13 protein-coding genes and 1 riboswitch are annotated in these 14659 nt (G+C 67.2%); of the genes, 6 read left to right on the top strand and 7 right to left on the bottom strand.

The genetic code is table 11. From position 1 onward, the window contains the following. Positions 1–23 precede the first annotated feature (23 nt). The 3 genes from EV641_RS00200 to EV641_RS00190 all read right to left on the bottom strand — a co-directional run bounded on the left by EV641_RS00200 (position 24) and on the right by EV641_RS00190 (position 3672). A complete protein-coding gene (locus tag EV641_RS00200) occupies positions 24–1667 on the bottom strand; it encodes an iron ABC transporter permease (protein ID WP_132470746.1) in 1644 nt (547 codons plus the stop codon). Positions 1668–1689: 22 nt separating this feature from the next. Then, positions 1690–2751 (bottom strand): ABC transporter substrate-binding protein, encoded by a 1062-nt coding sequence (locus EV641_RS00195; RefSeq protein ID WP_132469971.1) that lies wholly within the window; start codon positions 2749–2751, stop codon positions 1690–1692. Positions 2752–2859: 108 nt separating this feature from the next. Continuing rightward, a complete protein-coding gene (locus EV641_RS00190) occupies positions 2860–3672 on the bottom strand; it encodes a hypothetical protein (RefSeq protein WP_054719916.1) in 813 nt (270 codons plus the stop codon). Between the two features lie 101 nt (positions 3673–3773). On the opposite strand from EV641_RS00190, the gene EV641_RS00185 reads away from it, so the two are divergent. The 4 genes from EV641_RS00185 to EV641_RS29605 all read left to right on the top strand — a co-directional run bounded on the left by EV641_RS00185 (position 3774) and on the right by EV641_RS29605 (position 6725). Beyond that, positions 3774–4607, top strand: a complete 834-nt coding sequence (locus EV641_RS00185; RefSeq protein WP_132469969.1) for a DUF3097 domain-containing protein — start codon at positions 3774–3776, stop codon at positions 4605–4607. A gap of 69 nt (positions 4608–4676) precedes the next feature. Beyond that, positions 4677–5108 carry an NfeD family protein gene (locus EV641_RS00180; RefSeq protein ID WP_132469968.1) on the top strand — a complete coding sequence of 144 codons (432 nt, stop codon included), beginning with the start codon at positions 4677–4679 and terminating at the stop codon, positions 5106–5108. Continuing rightward, entirely contained in the window at positions 5109–6326 is a 1218-nt protein-coding gene (locus tag EV641_RS00175) for an SPFH domain-containing protein (RefSeq protein ID WP_132469966.1), read from the top strand. Between the two features lie 180 nt (positions 6327–6506). Continuing rightward, on the top strand, positions 6507–6725 hold the full coding sequence (locus EV641_RS29605) for a hypothetical protein (RefSeq protein WP_241996695.1): 219 nt from the start codon (positions 6507–6509) through the stop codon (positions 6723–6725). 437 nt (positions 6726–7162) lie between these two features. On the opposite strand, the gene EV641_RS00165 is transcribed toward EV641_RS29605, so the two are convergent. The 4 genes from EV641_RS00165 to EV641_RS00150 all read right to left on the bottom strand — a co-directional run bounded on the left by EV641_RS00165 (position 7163) and on the right by EV641_RS00150 (position 10291). Beyond that, positions 7163–8179: a DMT family transporter gene (locus tag EV641_RS00165; RefSeq protein WP_241996693.1), complete on the bottom strand. Its 1017-nt coding sequence runs from the start codon at positions 8177–8179 to the stop codon at positions 7163–7165. A gap of 142 nt (positions 8180–8321) precedes the next feature. After that, positions 8322–8409, bottom strand: a riboswitch (glycine riboswitch). A gap of 55 nt (positions 8410–8464) precedes the next feature. Then, positions 8465–8980, bottom strand: coding sequence for a hypothetical protein (locus EV641_RS00160; protein ID WP_132469964.1), 516 nt, complete (start codon positions 8978–8980; stop codon positions 8465–8467). Further along, on the bottom strand, positions 8977–9558 hold the full coding sequence (locus EV641_RS00155; protein ID WP_132469962.1) for a hypothetical protein: 582 nt from the start codon (positions 9556–9558) through the stop codon (positions 8977–8979). Before EV641_RS00155 ends, EV641_RS00160 begins: the two co-directional genes overlap by 4 nt. Before the next feature lie 31 nt (positions 9559–9589). Next, a complete protein-coding gene (locus EV641_RS00150) occupies positions 9590–10291 on the bottom strand; it encodes a TVP38/TMEM64 family protein (RefSeq protein WP_054720594.1) in 702 nt (233 codons plus the stop codon). 252 nt (positions 10292–10543) lie between these two features. On the opposite strand from EV641_RS00150, the gene mutA reads away from it, so the two are divergent. Beyond that, positions 10544–12412, top strand: coding sequence for a methylmalonyl-CoA mutase small subunit (mutA, locus tag EV641_RS00145; RefSeq protein ID WP_132469960.1), 1869 nt, complete (start codon positions 10544–10546; stop codon positions 12410–12412). Beyond that, positions 12413–14659, top strand: a complete 2247-nt coding sequence (gene scpA, locus EV641_RS00140) for a methylmalonyl-CoA mutase (RefSeq protein ID WP_132469958.1) — start codon at positions 12413–12415, stop codon at positions 14657–14659.

Below are 14659 nucleotides of genomic sequence, written 5' to 3'. Positions count from 1 at the left end.
TTTCGCTGTGCCGCTGCGCCGGGTCAACGCCCGACGCGCGCACCGGCGAGCAGACCGAGCCCCGCGGTACCCACGAGCGCGACGATCAGTGACAGTGCCGACGCAGCGTTGTAGTCACCGGCTTGTTGCAGGTTGAAGATGGATACGCCGAGGGTCTGTGTTCCCGGAGCGACGAGCAGCACCGACATCGTCAGCTCACGCACCGCGGTCAGCGCGACGAGGAGTCCGCCGGTCATCGCTGCCGGGACGGTCATCGCCCACGGCACGTCACGCAAAGCTCGCAGTCGCGATGCACCTGACGATCGCGCGGCCTCCTCGAGTGCTAGGGACGTCGTCGACAACGGCGCCCGCACCGCCTGCACCACTATCGCCAGGAACGCGGTGACATATGCGCATAGGATCACCCAGCGGGTGTCGAACAGGCCGGTGTAGCGGCCGACGATGAGCCAGCCCACCGCGATCACCAGACCGGGGATCGCCTGCGGCAACATCGCCATCAGGTCGAGTCCGGCGTTGTCCCTGGAATCTGTGCGGGTGGTCAGTACACCGAGCATGAGGCCGACCACGGTACAGACTGCAGCTGCCCCGGTAGCGAGGAGCACCGAATTCTGGATACCGACCAGAGTGCCGGGCGCGGTCAACGCTCCGACGATGCTGTCGAGGGTGAGATTCTCCCACGTCAACGGCACACCAGGTGCCGGCAGCAGGGCCTGGGTGGCCAGCGCGAGGATCGGCAGGACCGTCGAACCGAGACCGAGTATCCATGCGAGGACCCCAACCGGAATCCTCTTGGTGTCCAACGAGATCGGTTGGGGCTCCGTCACCGGGCCGTCGAGCTGCCGGCCGCGGCGGGCGAGTCGACGATCGGCGGACACAGCCGCGACCGCGAGAAGCAGCAACGCGACACCGATCGTGGAAACCACCTCGAGCGGACGATCGGCCGTGCCGGACTGGATGTAGCGGTAGACCATCGTCGACAAGGTCACGTATCGCTGCGGCAACCCGACCAGGGCGGGGATACCGAAGTCCGCGAGATTCGACACGGCGGTGAGAGTGAACGCGGCCAGCAGGGCGGGGCGCAGCAGCGGCACAGTGACGGTCCGCATCGCACGCCACGGACCGGCCCCGCCGATCCGCGCCACCTGCTCGAGATCGCCGGGCAGCTTCCGCAATGCTGCCGCGATGATCAGATACGCCATCGGATACGAATGCACCGTCAGCAGGAAGATCACACCGTCGCCGCCGTAGATGTTCCACAGCACATCCCCGAATCGTTCGGTCCAGAACCGGTTGATCATGCCGCTCTGCCCGAGCAGACCGGTCCACGCGATCGCCCCGACGAACGGAGGAATCAGCAAGGGCGACAGAAGGATCAACCGTAGGGCTGCGCGTCCGGGAAGGTCGGTGCGATCGAGAAGCAACGCCATTGCCGTGCCGAGGAGCACCGCGAACACTGCCGACAGGCCGGCCGACACGACACTGTTGACCGCCGCGGTCGCGATGTCGTCGTCGATGAGACGTTGCACGTGGCGACCGCTTGCGCCGAGCGAGACAACCGTGGCCAGCGGCGCAATGATCAGAGCGGCGACGAACACCCACAGTGCGACACGCACCGGGGTGACTGCGTCCACGCTGCCGGGGACACGCCTACGCCGCCGGGACTGCATCCCAGCGGCGACAGCGTGGACCTCAGCCGACAAGTTCGTTGAACGTGACAACCGCCTCGTCCTGCGAATCGGTGATCACCTGCAGGTCCGGGGTCAGCAGTGCCAGTTCCGACATGGCCGGGGCACCGTCCGGTGTACCGACGTCGTCGCGAACCGGCAGATACGACTGCTCGACCGCAAGTTCCTGACCTTCGCGGCTCACGAGGAAGTCGACGAACTTCTGCGCGGCCTCGGTGCTGTCGGAATCGGCGAAGATGCCCACCGGTTGCGACACGTACGGCACACCGTCGGTGGGATAGCGCAACGCGATCGGCGACCCCTTCGCCGCGAGCTCACGGACCAGGTAGTCGACGACGATGCCGACGGGCTGTGTGCCGGCCGCGACGGCCTGTCCGACCGGGCCGTTGCTCTCGGCGATCACCGGCTCGTTGGCCGCGAGGCCCTCGAGCCACGCCTCGCCGAGCTCAGGGGTGTTCAACCACACCGCGGCGTTGTAGGCGGCGGCTCCGGACACATCCGGATTCGGCATGGTGATCTGGCCCAGATACTGCGGATCCGTGAGGTCCTGCCAAGACGTGGGTGGCGCATCCACCGCGCCGGTGTTGTAGGCGATCACGGTGGGGATGATGCGGGTGCCGACGTAGAACCCCTCCGGATCCACGACATCGGGATCGAGTGCATCGGCGCCTGTCGGCGTGTACTGCTGTAGCAGTCCGTCGGACTTGTAGCTCTCGAAGGTCGGGGCGTCGGCGGCGAGCAGGACATCCGCCGCGATCGCGCCGGTGGCGCGCTCGGCCTCGATCCGTGCGGTCAGATCGCCGGTACCGGCGCGGAACACCTCGACGTCGATGTCGGGATTCTGCTCGTTGAACGCGGCGACCAGTTCGTCGATCTTCGCCTGCGGCTCCGAGGTATAGACCCTCAATGAGGTGGATTCGTTGGATTCTGTTGCCGAAGAGGTGGATTCGTCCGACGTGCCAGGCTCGGAACAGGCCGCCAGAGCAACAGTCAGGGCGGTAGCGACAGCAAGACCGGAGACGCGACGGCGCAGGGCAGAACCGGGGTTTCGCAATTTATGTGTCATAGCGACGCGAATGATCTGCGATCGGTGTTGCCCGAAGGCACCGTGCACGCGAATCCGAGACGTCCCGAAAGTGAACTTTCGACTATTCCACGACGATCCGCGCGGCGGTTACCGGTGGCGGTCCAGCGCGCCGAGGGTTGCTGCCACCGCTCCGATACGGGCAAGTCGTACCGCCGACCACAAGGGACGCAGTGCATCCTCGCGGGCGGCGGCTGCGGACGCCGAACCAGCCTGTCGGCCCTTGCCTGCGGACGCGACCGTCAGGATCGCCGCGACCTGGTCTGCGGATTCAAGAATCCGCACTGCCCGTGGCGGCAGAACCTCCGGATACCGGTGTCGCGCGTACTCGGCGACCTGCTCGGCGATCGCGGCTCGAGGATCGGCGTGTCGGCCGTTGGTGTCCACGGTCTGGATTCTTGTCAGGGTCGCCGCAGCGTCGCGTACCGCTTCCTTCATCGTGAACTCGGCCTCGCCGAGACCGGGCGGTGTAGGCGGCTCGGGGAGCATCGGAAGCGCGAAAACCTTCCAGTGCAACACATCCGGACCTTCCACGGTCGGGACGAGTCCGAGGCCTTGCGTGCCGGGTGCGCCCACCAGCACGCCCTCACCGGCAGCGAGTGCCGCTGCCGCGAATTCGGTGCCCACGGGCAGTCCGTGCACATCACCGGCCGCTGGGAGCACCAACCGGATACCCGCGCTACCGGCAGGGTCGGCGCGGCGGATCGCCGTGAGCAATCCTGCCGCACCGTCCACTGGTCGGGTTCCACGCAACCCTGCGGGCGCCGCGGCGTCCTCGTCGTGGGCGGCGACCAGATGCATCGGGGCCCACTCGAGCAGGGCGTCGATCACATCGTCGGCGGCAGCGTGGCCGGACAGCCACGAACCCGTCCACACGGCCACAGTCAGACTGGGAGAACTCACCGGACGAGCATAGAGCGGTCCGCCGACAGCGTCCGGTCCATGTCGCGGGGTTCGGCGTGGCGCCCGCGGGCCCTCGACGCTCTGTCCTAACGTGGTCGGGCGTGAGCCCTCGAGACATGTACGGTGCCGACATCTATGCCGGGCACGGCCGCACGAAGAAGAAGCCCATTCCGGAACTCGAAGCCGAAAAAGACCTGGTGGTCGAAGACGCTGCGTCCGGATGGTGTGGGGCGGTGATCGGGTTCGAACGCACCTACGACGGTGACTTCGTCCGGCTCGAGGACGCAGGGGGGCGAACACGTCTGTTCGCGATGCGCCCGGCGGCGTTCCTCGTCGACGGTGCTCCGGTGACGTTGACGCGTCCGAAGCCACGCGCCGCAGCGACACCGACCCGGTCGGCGTCGGGGTCGGTGCGGGTCGAGGGGCTTCGCGCCCGGGTGGCGCGCGGTAGCCGCATCTGGGTGGAGGGCGTGCACGATGCGGCGCTCGTCGAGCGTGTGTGGGGCCACGACCTGCGCGTCGAAGGCGTGGTCGTCGAGCAGCTCGAGGGCCTCGACAATCTCGGAGCGCGGCTCGCCGAATTCCGGCCGGGTCCCGGGCGTCGCGTCGGGGTGCTGGCCGATCACCTGGTCGCCGGGTCGAAGGAGGAAAGGCTCACCCAGAATCTGGGCCCGTACGTGATGGTGACCGGACATCCCTTCATCGACGTCTGGGAAGCCGTTCGGCCGGCCGTATTGGGGATCGATGCGTGGCCGAAGATCCCCCGCGGTCAGGACTGGAAGACCGGGGTGTGCCTCGAGTTGGGTTGGGGTTCACCGCAGGATGGATGGCGCCGCGTCTACGGTGCTGTGTCGGGGTTCCGGGACCTCGAATCACCGCTGCTCGGCGCAGTGGAACGATTGGTGGATTTCGTCACCGAAACCGAGAACACCTGACGAGCGCATCGGTCGGACCGCTGATCTGCGAATCTGCGCCGGTTGTCCGGATTGTGTCAGGATGGGCATGTGACGGCATTGATTTGGCTCATCGCCGGTGTCGCCTTGGCAGCCGGCGAGGCATTGACCGGCGATTTCGTCCTGCTGATGTTGGGCGGGGCAGCGCTGGCCACTGCCGGTGTCGCTGCCGTCACCGATCTGCCTGTGTGGTTCGACGCCTTGGTATTCGCGATTGCGTCGCTCGTTCTGCTGTTGGGGGTGCGTCCGCCGTTGCGGCGTCGCTACGCACAACCACCGGCGCTGACAACGGGAATCGATGCGCTGCCGGGCAAGCACGCGCTGGTGCTCGAGTCGGTCGATGCGCATTCGGGTCAGGTCAAGATCGACGGTGACGTCTGGACAGCGCGACCGCTGGACGAGACCGAATCGTACGAAGCCGGAACAACCGTGACCGTGATGGAGATCGACGGCGCAACCGCTGTCGTGTGGAGGGGTCCGTAGATGGAAGCATTGATAGTGCTCGCCGTACTGGTGGCACTGGTAGTGATCGTGGTGATCAGGTCGGTGGCTCTGGTGCCGCAGGCCGAGGCCGCGGTGATCGAACGACTCGGCCGGTATTTCCGCACGGCGTCGGGACAGTTGACGTTCCTGGTGCCGTTCGTGGACAGGATCCGCGCGAAGGTGGATCTGCGCGAACGCGTCGTGTCGTTCCCACCGCAGCCGGTGATCACCCAGGACAACCTGACCTTGAGTATCGATACGGTGGTGTACTTCCAGGTCACCAACCCGCAGGCAGCGGTCTACGAGATCAGCAACTACATCGCCGCCGTCGAACAGCTCACCGTGACCACGCTGCGCAATGTCGTCGGCGGTATGACGCTCGAGGAAACCCTGACATCGAGGGACTCGATCAACGGGCAGCTCCGCGGAGTACTGGACGAGGCCACCGGACGGTGGGGTCTGCGGGTGGCTCGCGTCGAACTGAAGAGCATCGATCCGCCGCCCTCGATCCAGGAGTCGATGGAGAAGCAGATGAAGGCGGATCGCGAGAAGCGCGCGATGATCCTCACCGCCGAGGGGCACCGCGAATCCGCGATCAAGACCGCCGAAGGCGACAAGCAATCCCGCATTCTGTCGGCGGAAGGCGCCAAGCAGGGGGCGATCCTCGAAGCGGAGGCCGATCGGCAGTCGCGGATCCTGCGTGCGCAGGGTGATCGGGCTGCCAGCTACTTGGAGGCCCAGGGTCAGGCGAAGGCGATCGAGAAGGTGTTCGCGGCGATCAAGGCGGGCAAACCGACACCGGAACTGCTCGCTTACCAATACCTGCAGACGCTGCCGGAGATGGCGCAGGGCGACGCGAACAAGGTATGGCTGTTGCCCAGCGATTTCGGGGATGCCCTCAAGGGGTTCGCGAAGAACCTCGGCGCGCCGGGCGACGATGGGGTGTTCCGATTCGAGCCGAGCCCGGTCGAGGAGGACCTGCAGCGCCCGGAGGACGACTCGGCGGAGGTCGAGGACTGGTTCACCACCAAGAGCGACCCGGCCGTGGCGAAGGCCGTCGCCGAAGCCGAGGCCGTCGCGCGCAAGCCTGTCGATCCCGCAGTGCCCGCTTCGGCTGCGCAGGCTCTGCCGCCGTCGCAGCCTGCGCAGGGCGGATGGATGCCCACCGGCGCACCCGAACAGGCGGCAGACCCTCAGCAGCAGAATCCGCCCCAGTAGTAAGGTATTTCTGCTCGTACTCGTCGCGGCCCGCACATCCGATGTGCGGGCCGCGACGCTGTCATCTCGTGTTCAGCGCGGATACTCCCTTGTTCACGAGGGAGTAGAAGCGCTGTCCTCCTTTCGAGGAGTGTGATTGTGGCGGGGAACGTGTCGGTGGGTCCCGTTATGGTGCCGGGCATGGCGACTGAGGTGGTGCGTTACAAGTACCGGCTGCGGCCGGGTGCGCTCGCCGAACGTGCTCTGATGCAGGAGTGGCATCGCTGCCGGTTCCTGTGGAACGAATCCGTCCACCAATTCACAACCGGTCGGAACCCGAGCTTCGCGAAACTCAGCACGCTGTTGACCGAGACCCGGGCTCGTTCGTCGTGGCTGCAAGGCGGCTCCCAGGTCGCGTAGCAGCAGATGCTCCGCGCCTACGCGCAAGCGTTGGATGCCTCGTTCACCGTCAAAGGTCGTGGTCGTCCCTGCTTCAAGGCGCGGAAGAAGAGTTTGCCGTCGCTCGAATGTACCGGACGAGGTTTCCGGATCCGCGATGAGTAGCTGGTGCTGCCCAAAGGTGTGTCGATGCTGAGCGGGCCCGTGCACAGGCCGCGAAGGTGCACAAGAAAGCGGCCCGGCAGAACCGGCACGATGGGAGTGTCTGGGCCGAGCGGGTTGTCGATGGGCATCAGTTGTTGGCGGTGGAGGATTTCACGCCGAAGTTTCTGGCGAAGCTGTGGCGGAGCGTGGCCACACCGGTGTCGACGACGTAAGTCACTGGGGTCTGCTTCCTTCGGGTGGTGGTTCGGGTGCGGTCTGAGTTGGGAATCTCCTGTCCTCAGGCAGGCGAGACGTTAAACCACGGGTGCGATCTGTGAGGCGGGGTCCGTGGTGCGGCGCCGGCGACCGGCGACGAGGGGCAGCGTCATCGCTGCGATGATCATTCCTGCTCCGAGGGTGGCGACCAGCGAGATGGATTCGCCGAAGGCGAGGGCACCGAGGATCAGCGCGACCACAACCTCGAGATACGACAGACCCGAAAGTTCCGCCGCTCGCAGGTGCTTGCCTGCGACAACCAGCAGGCCCAGGGCGAGCAGGCCGCAGACGACGAAGAAGCCGGCGGCCCACCCCCAGTTGGTGGCGGTCATGCCCGTCACATCAGGGCGCGTGACCACGACCATCGCCGCGGTGGCCACGGCGCCGAAGGCGAAATTCCAGAAGCTGCGGACGTCGGCAGGCATGTCGGAGCGGTACCGGTAGCAGAGCAGGGCCAGGCCGTAGAAGATGCCCGATGCGACGCCGAGCGCTGTTCCCAGGGTCTCCTGATCGGACCGCGCCGTCGAGTTACCGCCGATCAGTCCGGCGGCCAGCAGCATCCCGGCGAACGCGGTCGCCAGCGACAACGCGTCCAGACGCGTGATCGACTCTTTGAGAAGGACCCTGGCCAGCACCGTTGCGATGAGCGGACCGAGGTAGTGCAGAACCACCGCCCGCGACAGGTCGGTGAGCAGGGTGGACGACAGGTAGGTGGCCAGCGACAGACCGAGGAACACACCGCCGAGGACGATCGACGGGGACAACCGCGTGCGGCGGATCGCGCCGAGCCGTCGGGAGAGGACGATCAGGAGCAGCATCCCCACGGTTCCGACGAGCATCCGCCCCAGCGTCAGTGCCTCGCCGAGCGTCGCGCCGGGTGGGGTGGCCATACGACCGAACAGCCCGGCGGCGCCCATGGCGGTCGCGGAGGTGACGACGGCTGCGATGCCGAGACGTCGATTCGGATGTGGCCGCGAAGACGGGGGAGTGGTCGACGGCGCGACGGGAGCGGGAACAGGCTGGACGCGCGTGGGCGCGCCGACGGTCAGCGACAAGGAACTTCCTCCGGACAGGGTGCATTACGCACCAGCGGTAGTGGTTCCCCGCTCTGTCATCGGACCTGAGAGCTTTCACGAATCCGTCAGGACTCGCCTACACCGTCGGTGAGCCCCGAAAGGGCTGCTTTCCAGAGTTGCCTCGCGTGCGGCGGTCTGTGGGCCTGAGAGATTCCCGGGTGGTTGCTCCTTCGGCGCCCGCAGACGCGGGACTCTCCCGCCGCAGTTCCTTGGCATATTCAGTTGCGCCCGCAATTGTGCCAGCCGGGCCGCGAGCATGGGCACTCAGGTGATCAAGGCGTGGCCGACCCCACACGCTGCGGCGGCCCACAGCACACTTGTGGACGTGCCGATGATGAATTGCTCGGATGCCTGCAGTTCGCGCAGTTCCGGATATCTGGCCAGGCCTTTGACCGCCATGATGATGGCGATCCCTTCCGGCCACCCGGCCAGGATCGATGCGGCGACCGCGCCGCGTTCGAGGACGCCGATGACCCGGCCGCCGCGCAGCGGTCCCGGCGGGGGTGTTGGTGTCGGTCCCGCGTCGGGTTGCCGACGGGCGATCCGGAACGCGACGAGTACGGCCGGGCCGCCGCCGGTGATGGCGACGAGGGTGGTGAGGGTGAGCGTCGCCCCGAGCGCGAAGCCCTGAGCGGGGTCGGTGGCGGCGGCGGTCAGGGCCGCGATACCGAGTGCGATCCCGGTGACCGCCGCACCGATCCACACCGGAAGACGCGGAATCAGCGACAGTGCCGGCGCGACTGCGGCGACAGCGAGGAGGACCAGGGAGGCGACGGTCAACGGTCGGCCCTTTCGAGAAGTCGGCGCAGGAGGGCGCGGCCCGCGAACTCTGCCTGCCACCCGGCGGTGAGCAACCGCTGGGACACGGCCTGTTTGCTGATGCCGAGTTCGTCGGCGATCTCGGCTTGGGACCGTCCGGCGCGGGCAAGCGCGACGGCTTCGACACCCTGATCGGTGCGGCGGAGCACGATCGTCGCGAGCATGGTCAGGGCGGCATCGACGTCGGATGCGGAATCGGTGTCGGCACCGTCCGCAGCGATGCGGCCGGGCACGTTCTTGGCCTTCTCGACGGCGGTGCGGGCGTGCTCGAATGCGGGACCGCGACCGGCGCGGGTCTGGGCGGGCAGCGGTGTCTCGACGGGGCCGATCCCGATGCCGATGCTCCAGTTGTCCCGGTCGAGGAGATTCAAGACGAGATCGATGACGGTGCCGGAGTCGTCGGAGACGGCCTGGACTTCGTCGCCGGCGGTGCGTTCGAACTTGCGGAGCAGGGGCGCGTCGCGGAGTTCGTCGAGCAGATCGGCGACGCGGTCGATGTCGCGACGGCTGCCGCGTTGATCGACTGTCAGCACGTACATGGATCAAGGATGGAGCCTTGAATGTTGAAAATCAAGCCTTCAGGCTTGCCTTGTTTTCGTCCGGGTCGATGATGGCATCGAGTGCCGACCCTGCAGGCTGAGGCAGGCGCGCCTCGAGGAGGAGCCCGCCGACGCCGAGCGCGATACAGATCGCGGTCGTCACCATCAGTGCAGGACTCGACTCTCCGGTGAGCGCATCACCGAGAAGCACCACGGCGACGGTGCCCGGCAGGATCCCGACGATGGTCGCGAGGGTGTAGGGGACCAGGCGCACCGCCGACACGGCACAACAACAGTTCACGACGAAGAACGGCGCCGCGGCGATCAGTCGCAGCGACCCGACCGCGAGCCAGCCGCGTCGTGCGAGGCGCAGATCGACGGCCTTCGCCGCGGGATGCGTCAGATACGACGCCACGACGCCTCGTCCCAGCGCTCGTACCAGCACGAACGCGAGAACCGCGCTGACGGCGGTCGCTGCGCTCGTGACCGCAATCCCGACCGCGGGACCGAACAGCACACCGGCACTGAGGGTGAACACCGTGCGTGGAACCGGGGTGATCGTCACAAGTGAGTGGACGGCGAAGAAGATCAAAACCAGTAGGGGGCCGTCGACCGATTCCGACCACTCCCGGATCTGCCCGATCGATGGATGGGGAAGCAGCAGTGCCGCCGCCGCAAAGGCCGCGAGAAGTACGAGGATGCCGATGACCCTGCGGTCCCTGAGAATCCTCATCACGGGGGGTCAGCCTACCTGCAGTGGTCGGCACGCACTTGGCACGCAGAGATACGGACTGCAGGATCACGCAACCACGTTCTGCGTGGTTATCGATCGCTAGCGAAATTGTGGTGATCCCCACGATTCTTCACCGGAGTGTGCGGCTAGCATCACAACGACATCGGCTTAATGTTTTGCGAGGCGCCACGCCCCGTCGGCCCACCCCGGCCGCCCGAGAGCCTGCCCACCCGCAGTAGGAGGAAATCGCACGTGTCATTAGCAGCAGAGGCCGAGGACGCCGCGCGCGCATACGCGCAGTGGCAGCAAGCGGTCGCGGGCGTACTGGCCAAGTCGCGCCGCGTCGATCCGGCAGAACTCGGCCCGGAGCCGCAGCGCCTGCTCGAGACCACAACGTACGACGACGTGACGGTTGCCCCGCTCTACAGCGGCCGCGACGAACGCCCGGAGGCCCCCCTGCCCGGGCAGTTCCCGTACACCCGGGGCGGCTCGTCCACCCGCGACGTCAACGCCGGTTGGCTGGTCAGTGCCCGCTTCGACGGAACCGACGCCAAGAACCTCAACGAGCGCATCCTCGACTCCCTCGAGAACGGCGTCAGCGCACTGTGGCTGCAGGTAGGCGACGGCGCACTGCCCGTCGACGGACTGTCCACGGCACTCGAGAAGGTGCTCGTCGACCTCGCACCCATCAGTCTCGACGCAGGCAGCGACCTTGCTGCCGCCACCGAGGCCCTGTACACGGTGCTCGACGCACGCACCGACGTCGCCGACCGCGCAGCCGTGCGTATCGCGCTCGGCGCCGCACCGCTGACCAGCGCCTTCTCTGGTCGCGCCGACATTCCCGTCGACGAGGCCGTTGCACTCGCCACCGAGGCAGCAGAGCGCGTCGAGACGGTCCGTGCCTTCACCGTCGACGGCACCGCATTCCACAACTCCGGCGCCTCCGACGCCGAGGAACTCGGCGCGGCCATCGCCGTCGGCATCGAGTACGTCCGCGTGCTCGTCGCTGCCGGACTGTCCGCCGAACGGGCCCTCGGCCAGATCGAGTTCCGGTTCGCAGCCTCCGACGACCAGTTCCAGACCATCGCGAAGTTCCGCGCAGCTCGTCAGCTGTGGGCGCGTGTCGCCCAGGTCGCCGGAGCGAGCGACGCCGGAAACGCACCGCAGCACGCGGTGACCTCCGCCGCCATGATGGCCCAGCGCGACCCGTGGGTGAACATGCTCCGCACCACCCTTGCTGCGTTCGGTGCCGGAGTCGGTGGCGCCGACGCCGTCACCGTCCTGCCGTTCGATGCCGCGCTCCCTGCCGGTGCCGTCGGCGTGTCCGAGGCGTTCTCCGCGCGCATCGCCCGCAACACCAACCTGCTCCTGCTCGAGGAATCCAACCTCGGCCGTGTCCTCGACCCGGGCGCCGGATCCTGGTACATCGAGGACCTGACAGCGCAGGTCGCGGTCAAGTCGTGGGAGTTCTTCCAGCAGATCGAGGCAGCCGGCGGCTACCGCGCGGCGCTCGACGCCGGGCTGGTCTCCGAGCGCATCGCCACGACCCGCGCCCGCCGCGAGTCCGACATCGCGCACCGCAAGACCTCTGTCACCGGCATCAACGAGTTCCCGAACCTCGGCGAGGCCCCCCTGCCGGCCGGTGTCGCCGACTCGGGTACCTTCGCAGCGCGTTACGCAGCACCGTTCGAGGCGCTGCGCGACCGTTCCGACGTCTACCTCGCCGTGCACGGCTCCCGGCCCAGGGTGCTGCTGGCACCTCTCGGACCGGTCGCCGAGCACAACGTGCGCACCACCTTCGCCAGCAACCTGCTCGCAGCCGGTGGCATCGAGGCATTCAACCCCGGACCGGTGGATCCGAGCGACGACACCCTCGCCACCGCGGTCCGCGACTCCGGCGCCACCGTCGCCGTGCTGTGCGGCACCGATGCCCGCTACGGCGAGCACGTCGGCACTGCCACCGCGGCGCTGCGCGCAGCCGGAATCACCACCGTGCTGCTCGCCGGCCCGGAGAAGGCCGTGGGTGACGCGCAGGGCGACAACCGCCCGGACGGTTACCTCACCGCGCGTATCGACGCGGTCGCCGCACTGACCGATCTTCTGAACACCCTGGGAGCGTAAGTGAGCATCCAACCCGAGATCGGCAGCTTCGCCGATGTCCCGCTGACAGATCCGGATTCCCCGGAACCCGCTGCTCCCACTGCGGAGCAGACCGCCGCACTCGTCGACTCCGTTGCGTCCGCGAACAACTACACCGTCGACGACGTCGTGTGGAACACCCCCGAGGGCATCGATGTCAAGCCGGTCTACACCAAGGCCGACCGCGACGCCATCGCCGCCGAGGGCTACCCGCTCGGCAGCTACCCGGGAATCGCGCCGTTCGTGCGGGGCCCGTACCCGACGATGTACGTCAACCAGCCGTGGACCATCCGCCAATACGCGGGTTTCTCGACGGCAGCCGAATCCAACGCCTTCTACCGTCGCAACCTCGCGGCCGGTCAGAAGGGGCTGTCGGTGGCCTTCGACCTCGCGACGCACCGCGGCTACGACTCCGATCACCCGCGCGTCCAGGGTGACGTCGGTATGGCCGGTGTCGCCATCGACTCGATCCTCGACATGCGTCAGCTCTTCGACGGCATCGACCTGTCGAAGGTGTCGGTGTCGATGACGATGAACGGCGCGGTGCTGCCGATCCTCGCGCTGTACGTCGTGGCTGCGGAAGAACAGGGCGTCACCCCCGAGCAGCTGGCCGGAACCATTCAGAACGATATTCTGAAAGAGTTCATGGTCCGCAACACCTACATCTACCCGCCGAAGCCCTCGATGCGGATCATCTCCGACATCTTTGCGTACACCAGCACGAAGATGCCGAAGTTCAACTCGATCTCCATCTCGGGCTACCACATCCAGGAGGCCGGAGCCACGGCCGATCTGGAGCTGGCCTACACCCTGGCCGACGGTGTCGAGTACATCCGCGCCGGTCTCGACGCGGGCATGGAAATCGACAAGTTCGCACCGCGCCTGTCGTTCTTCTGGGCCATCGGCATGAACTTCTTCATGGAGGTCGCCAAGCTCCGCGCCGGCCGGCTCCTGTGGGCCGAACTCGTCGAGAAGTTCGATCCGAAGAACGCGAAGTCGCTCTCCCTGCGCACCCACTCGCAGACCTCCGGCTGGTCGCTCACCGCACAGGACGTGTTCAACAACGTCGGACGAACCTGCGTCGAGGCGATGGCCGCGACCCAGGGGCACACCCAGTCGCTGCACACCAATGCGCTCGACGAGGCGATCGCGCTGCCGACCGACTTCTCGGCCCGCATCGCGCGCAACACCCAGCTGCTGCTGCAGCAGGAGTCCGGTACTACCCGGCCCATCGACCCGTGGGGCGGCTCGCACTACGTCGAGTGGCTCACCCACGAACTCGCCAACCGGGCCCGCGCGCACATCGCGGAGGTCGAGGAGGCCGGCGGTATGGCGCAGGCCATCTCCGAAGGCATCCCGAAGTTGCGGATCGAGGAAGCAGCTGCGCGTACCCAGGCGCGCATCGACTCCGGCCGTCAGCCGCTGATCGGTGTCAACAAGTACGTACCTGCCGAGCCCGACAGCATCGAGGTTCTCAAGGTCGAGAACTCCAAGGTGCGCGCCGAGCAGCTCGCCAAGCTCGAGCAGCTCCGCGGCGACCGTGACGAGGCCGCCACCCAGGCTGCTCTCGAGGAGCTGACCCGAGCTGCCGCAGCCACCGAAGGTGGCATCGAGAACAACCTGTTGGCGCTCGCGATCGATGCGGCACGCGCGAAGGCGACCGTCGGAGAGATCTCCGACGCTCTGGAGAAGGTCTACGGTCGGCACCAGGCCGAGATCCGCACGATCAGCGGCGTCTACCGCGACGAAGCTGGGGAGGCGAGCAATATTTCCACGACCATCGCACTCGTCGAGAAGTTCGCGGAGGAAGAGGGACGTCGTCCCCGTATCCTCGTCGCGAAGATGGGCCAGGACGGCCACGATCGCGGACAGAAGGTGATCTCCACGGCGTTCGCCGACCTCGGATTCGACGTCGACGTCGGACCGCTGTTCCAGACCCCCGAGGAGGTCGCCCGGCAGGCGGCCGACAACGACGTGCACGTCATCGGCGTGTCGTCGTTGGCCGCGGGACACCTCACGTTGGTGCCCGCGCTCAAGCAGGCGCTTGCGGAGGTGGGGCGCGAGGACATCATGATCGTGGTCGGCGGCGTCATCCCGCCCGGTGACTTCGACGAGCTGTACGAAGCCGGTGCTGCGGCGATCTTCCCGCCCGGCACCGTCATCGCCGACGCCGCGGCCGGCTTGCTCACCAAGCTGGCCGACCAGCTCGGACACTCCCTCGCGAGCTGA

This window comes from Rhodococcus sp. SMB37 (assembly GCF_004345605.1).
Classification (GTDB): Bacteria; Actinomycetota; Actinomycetes; order Mycobacteriales; family Mycobacteriaceae; genus Rhodococcus.
This window is presented reverse-complemented; position numbering and strand designations above follow the sequence as displayed.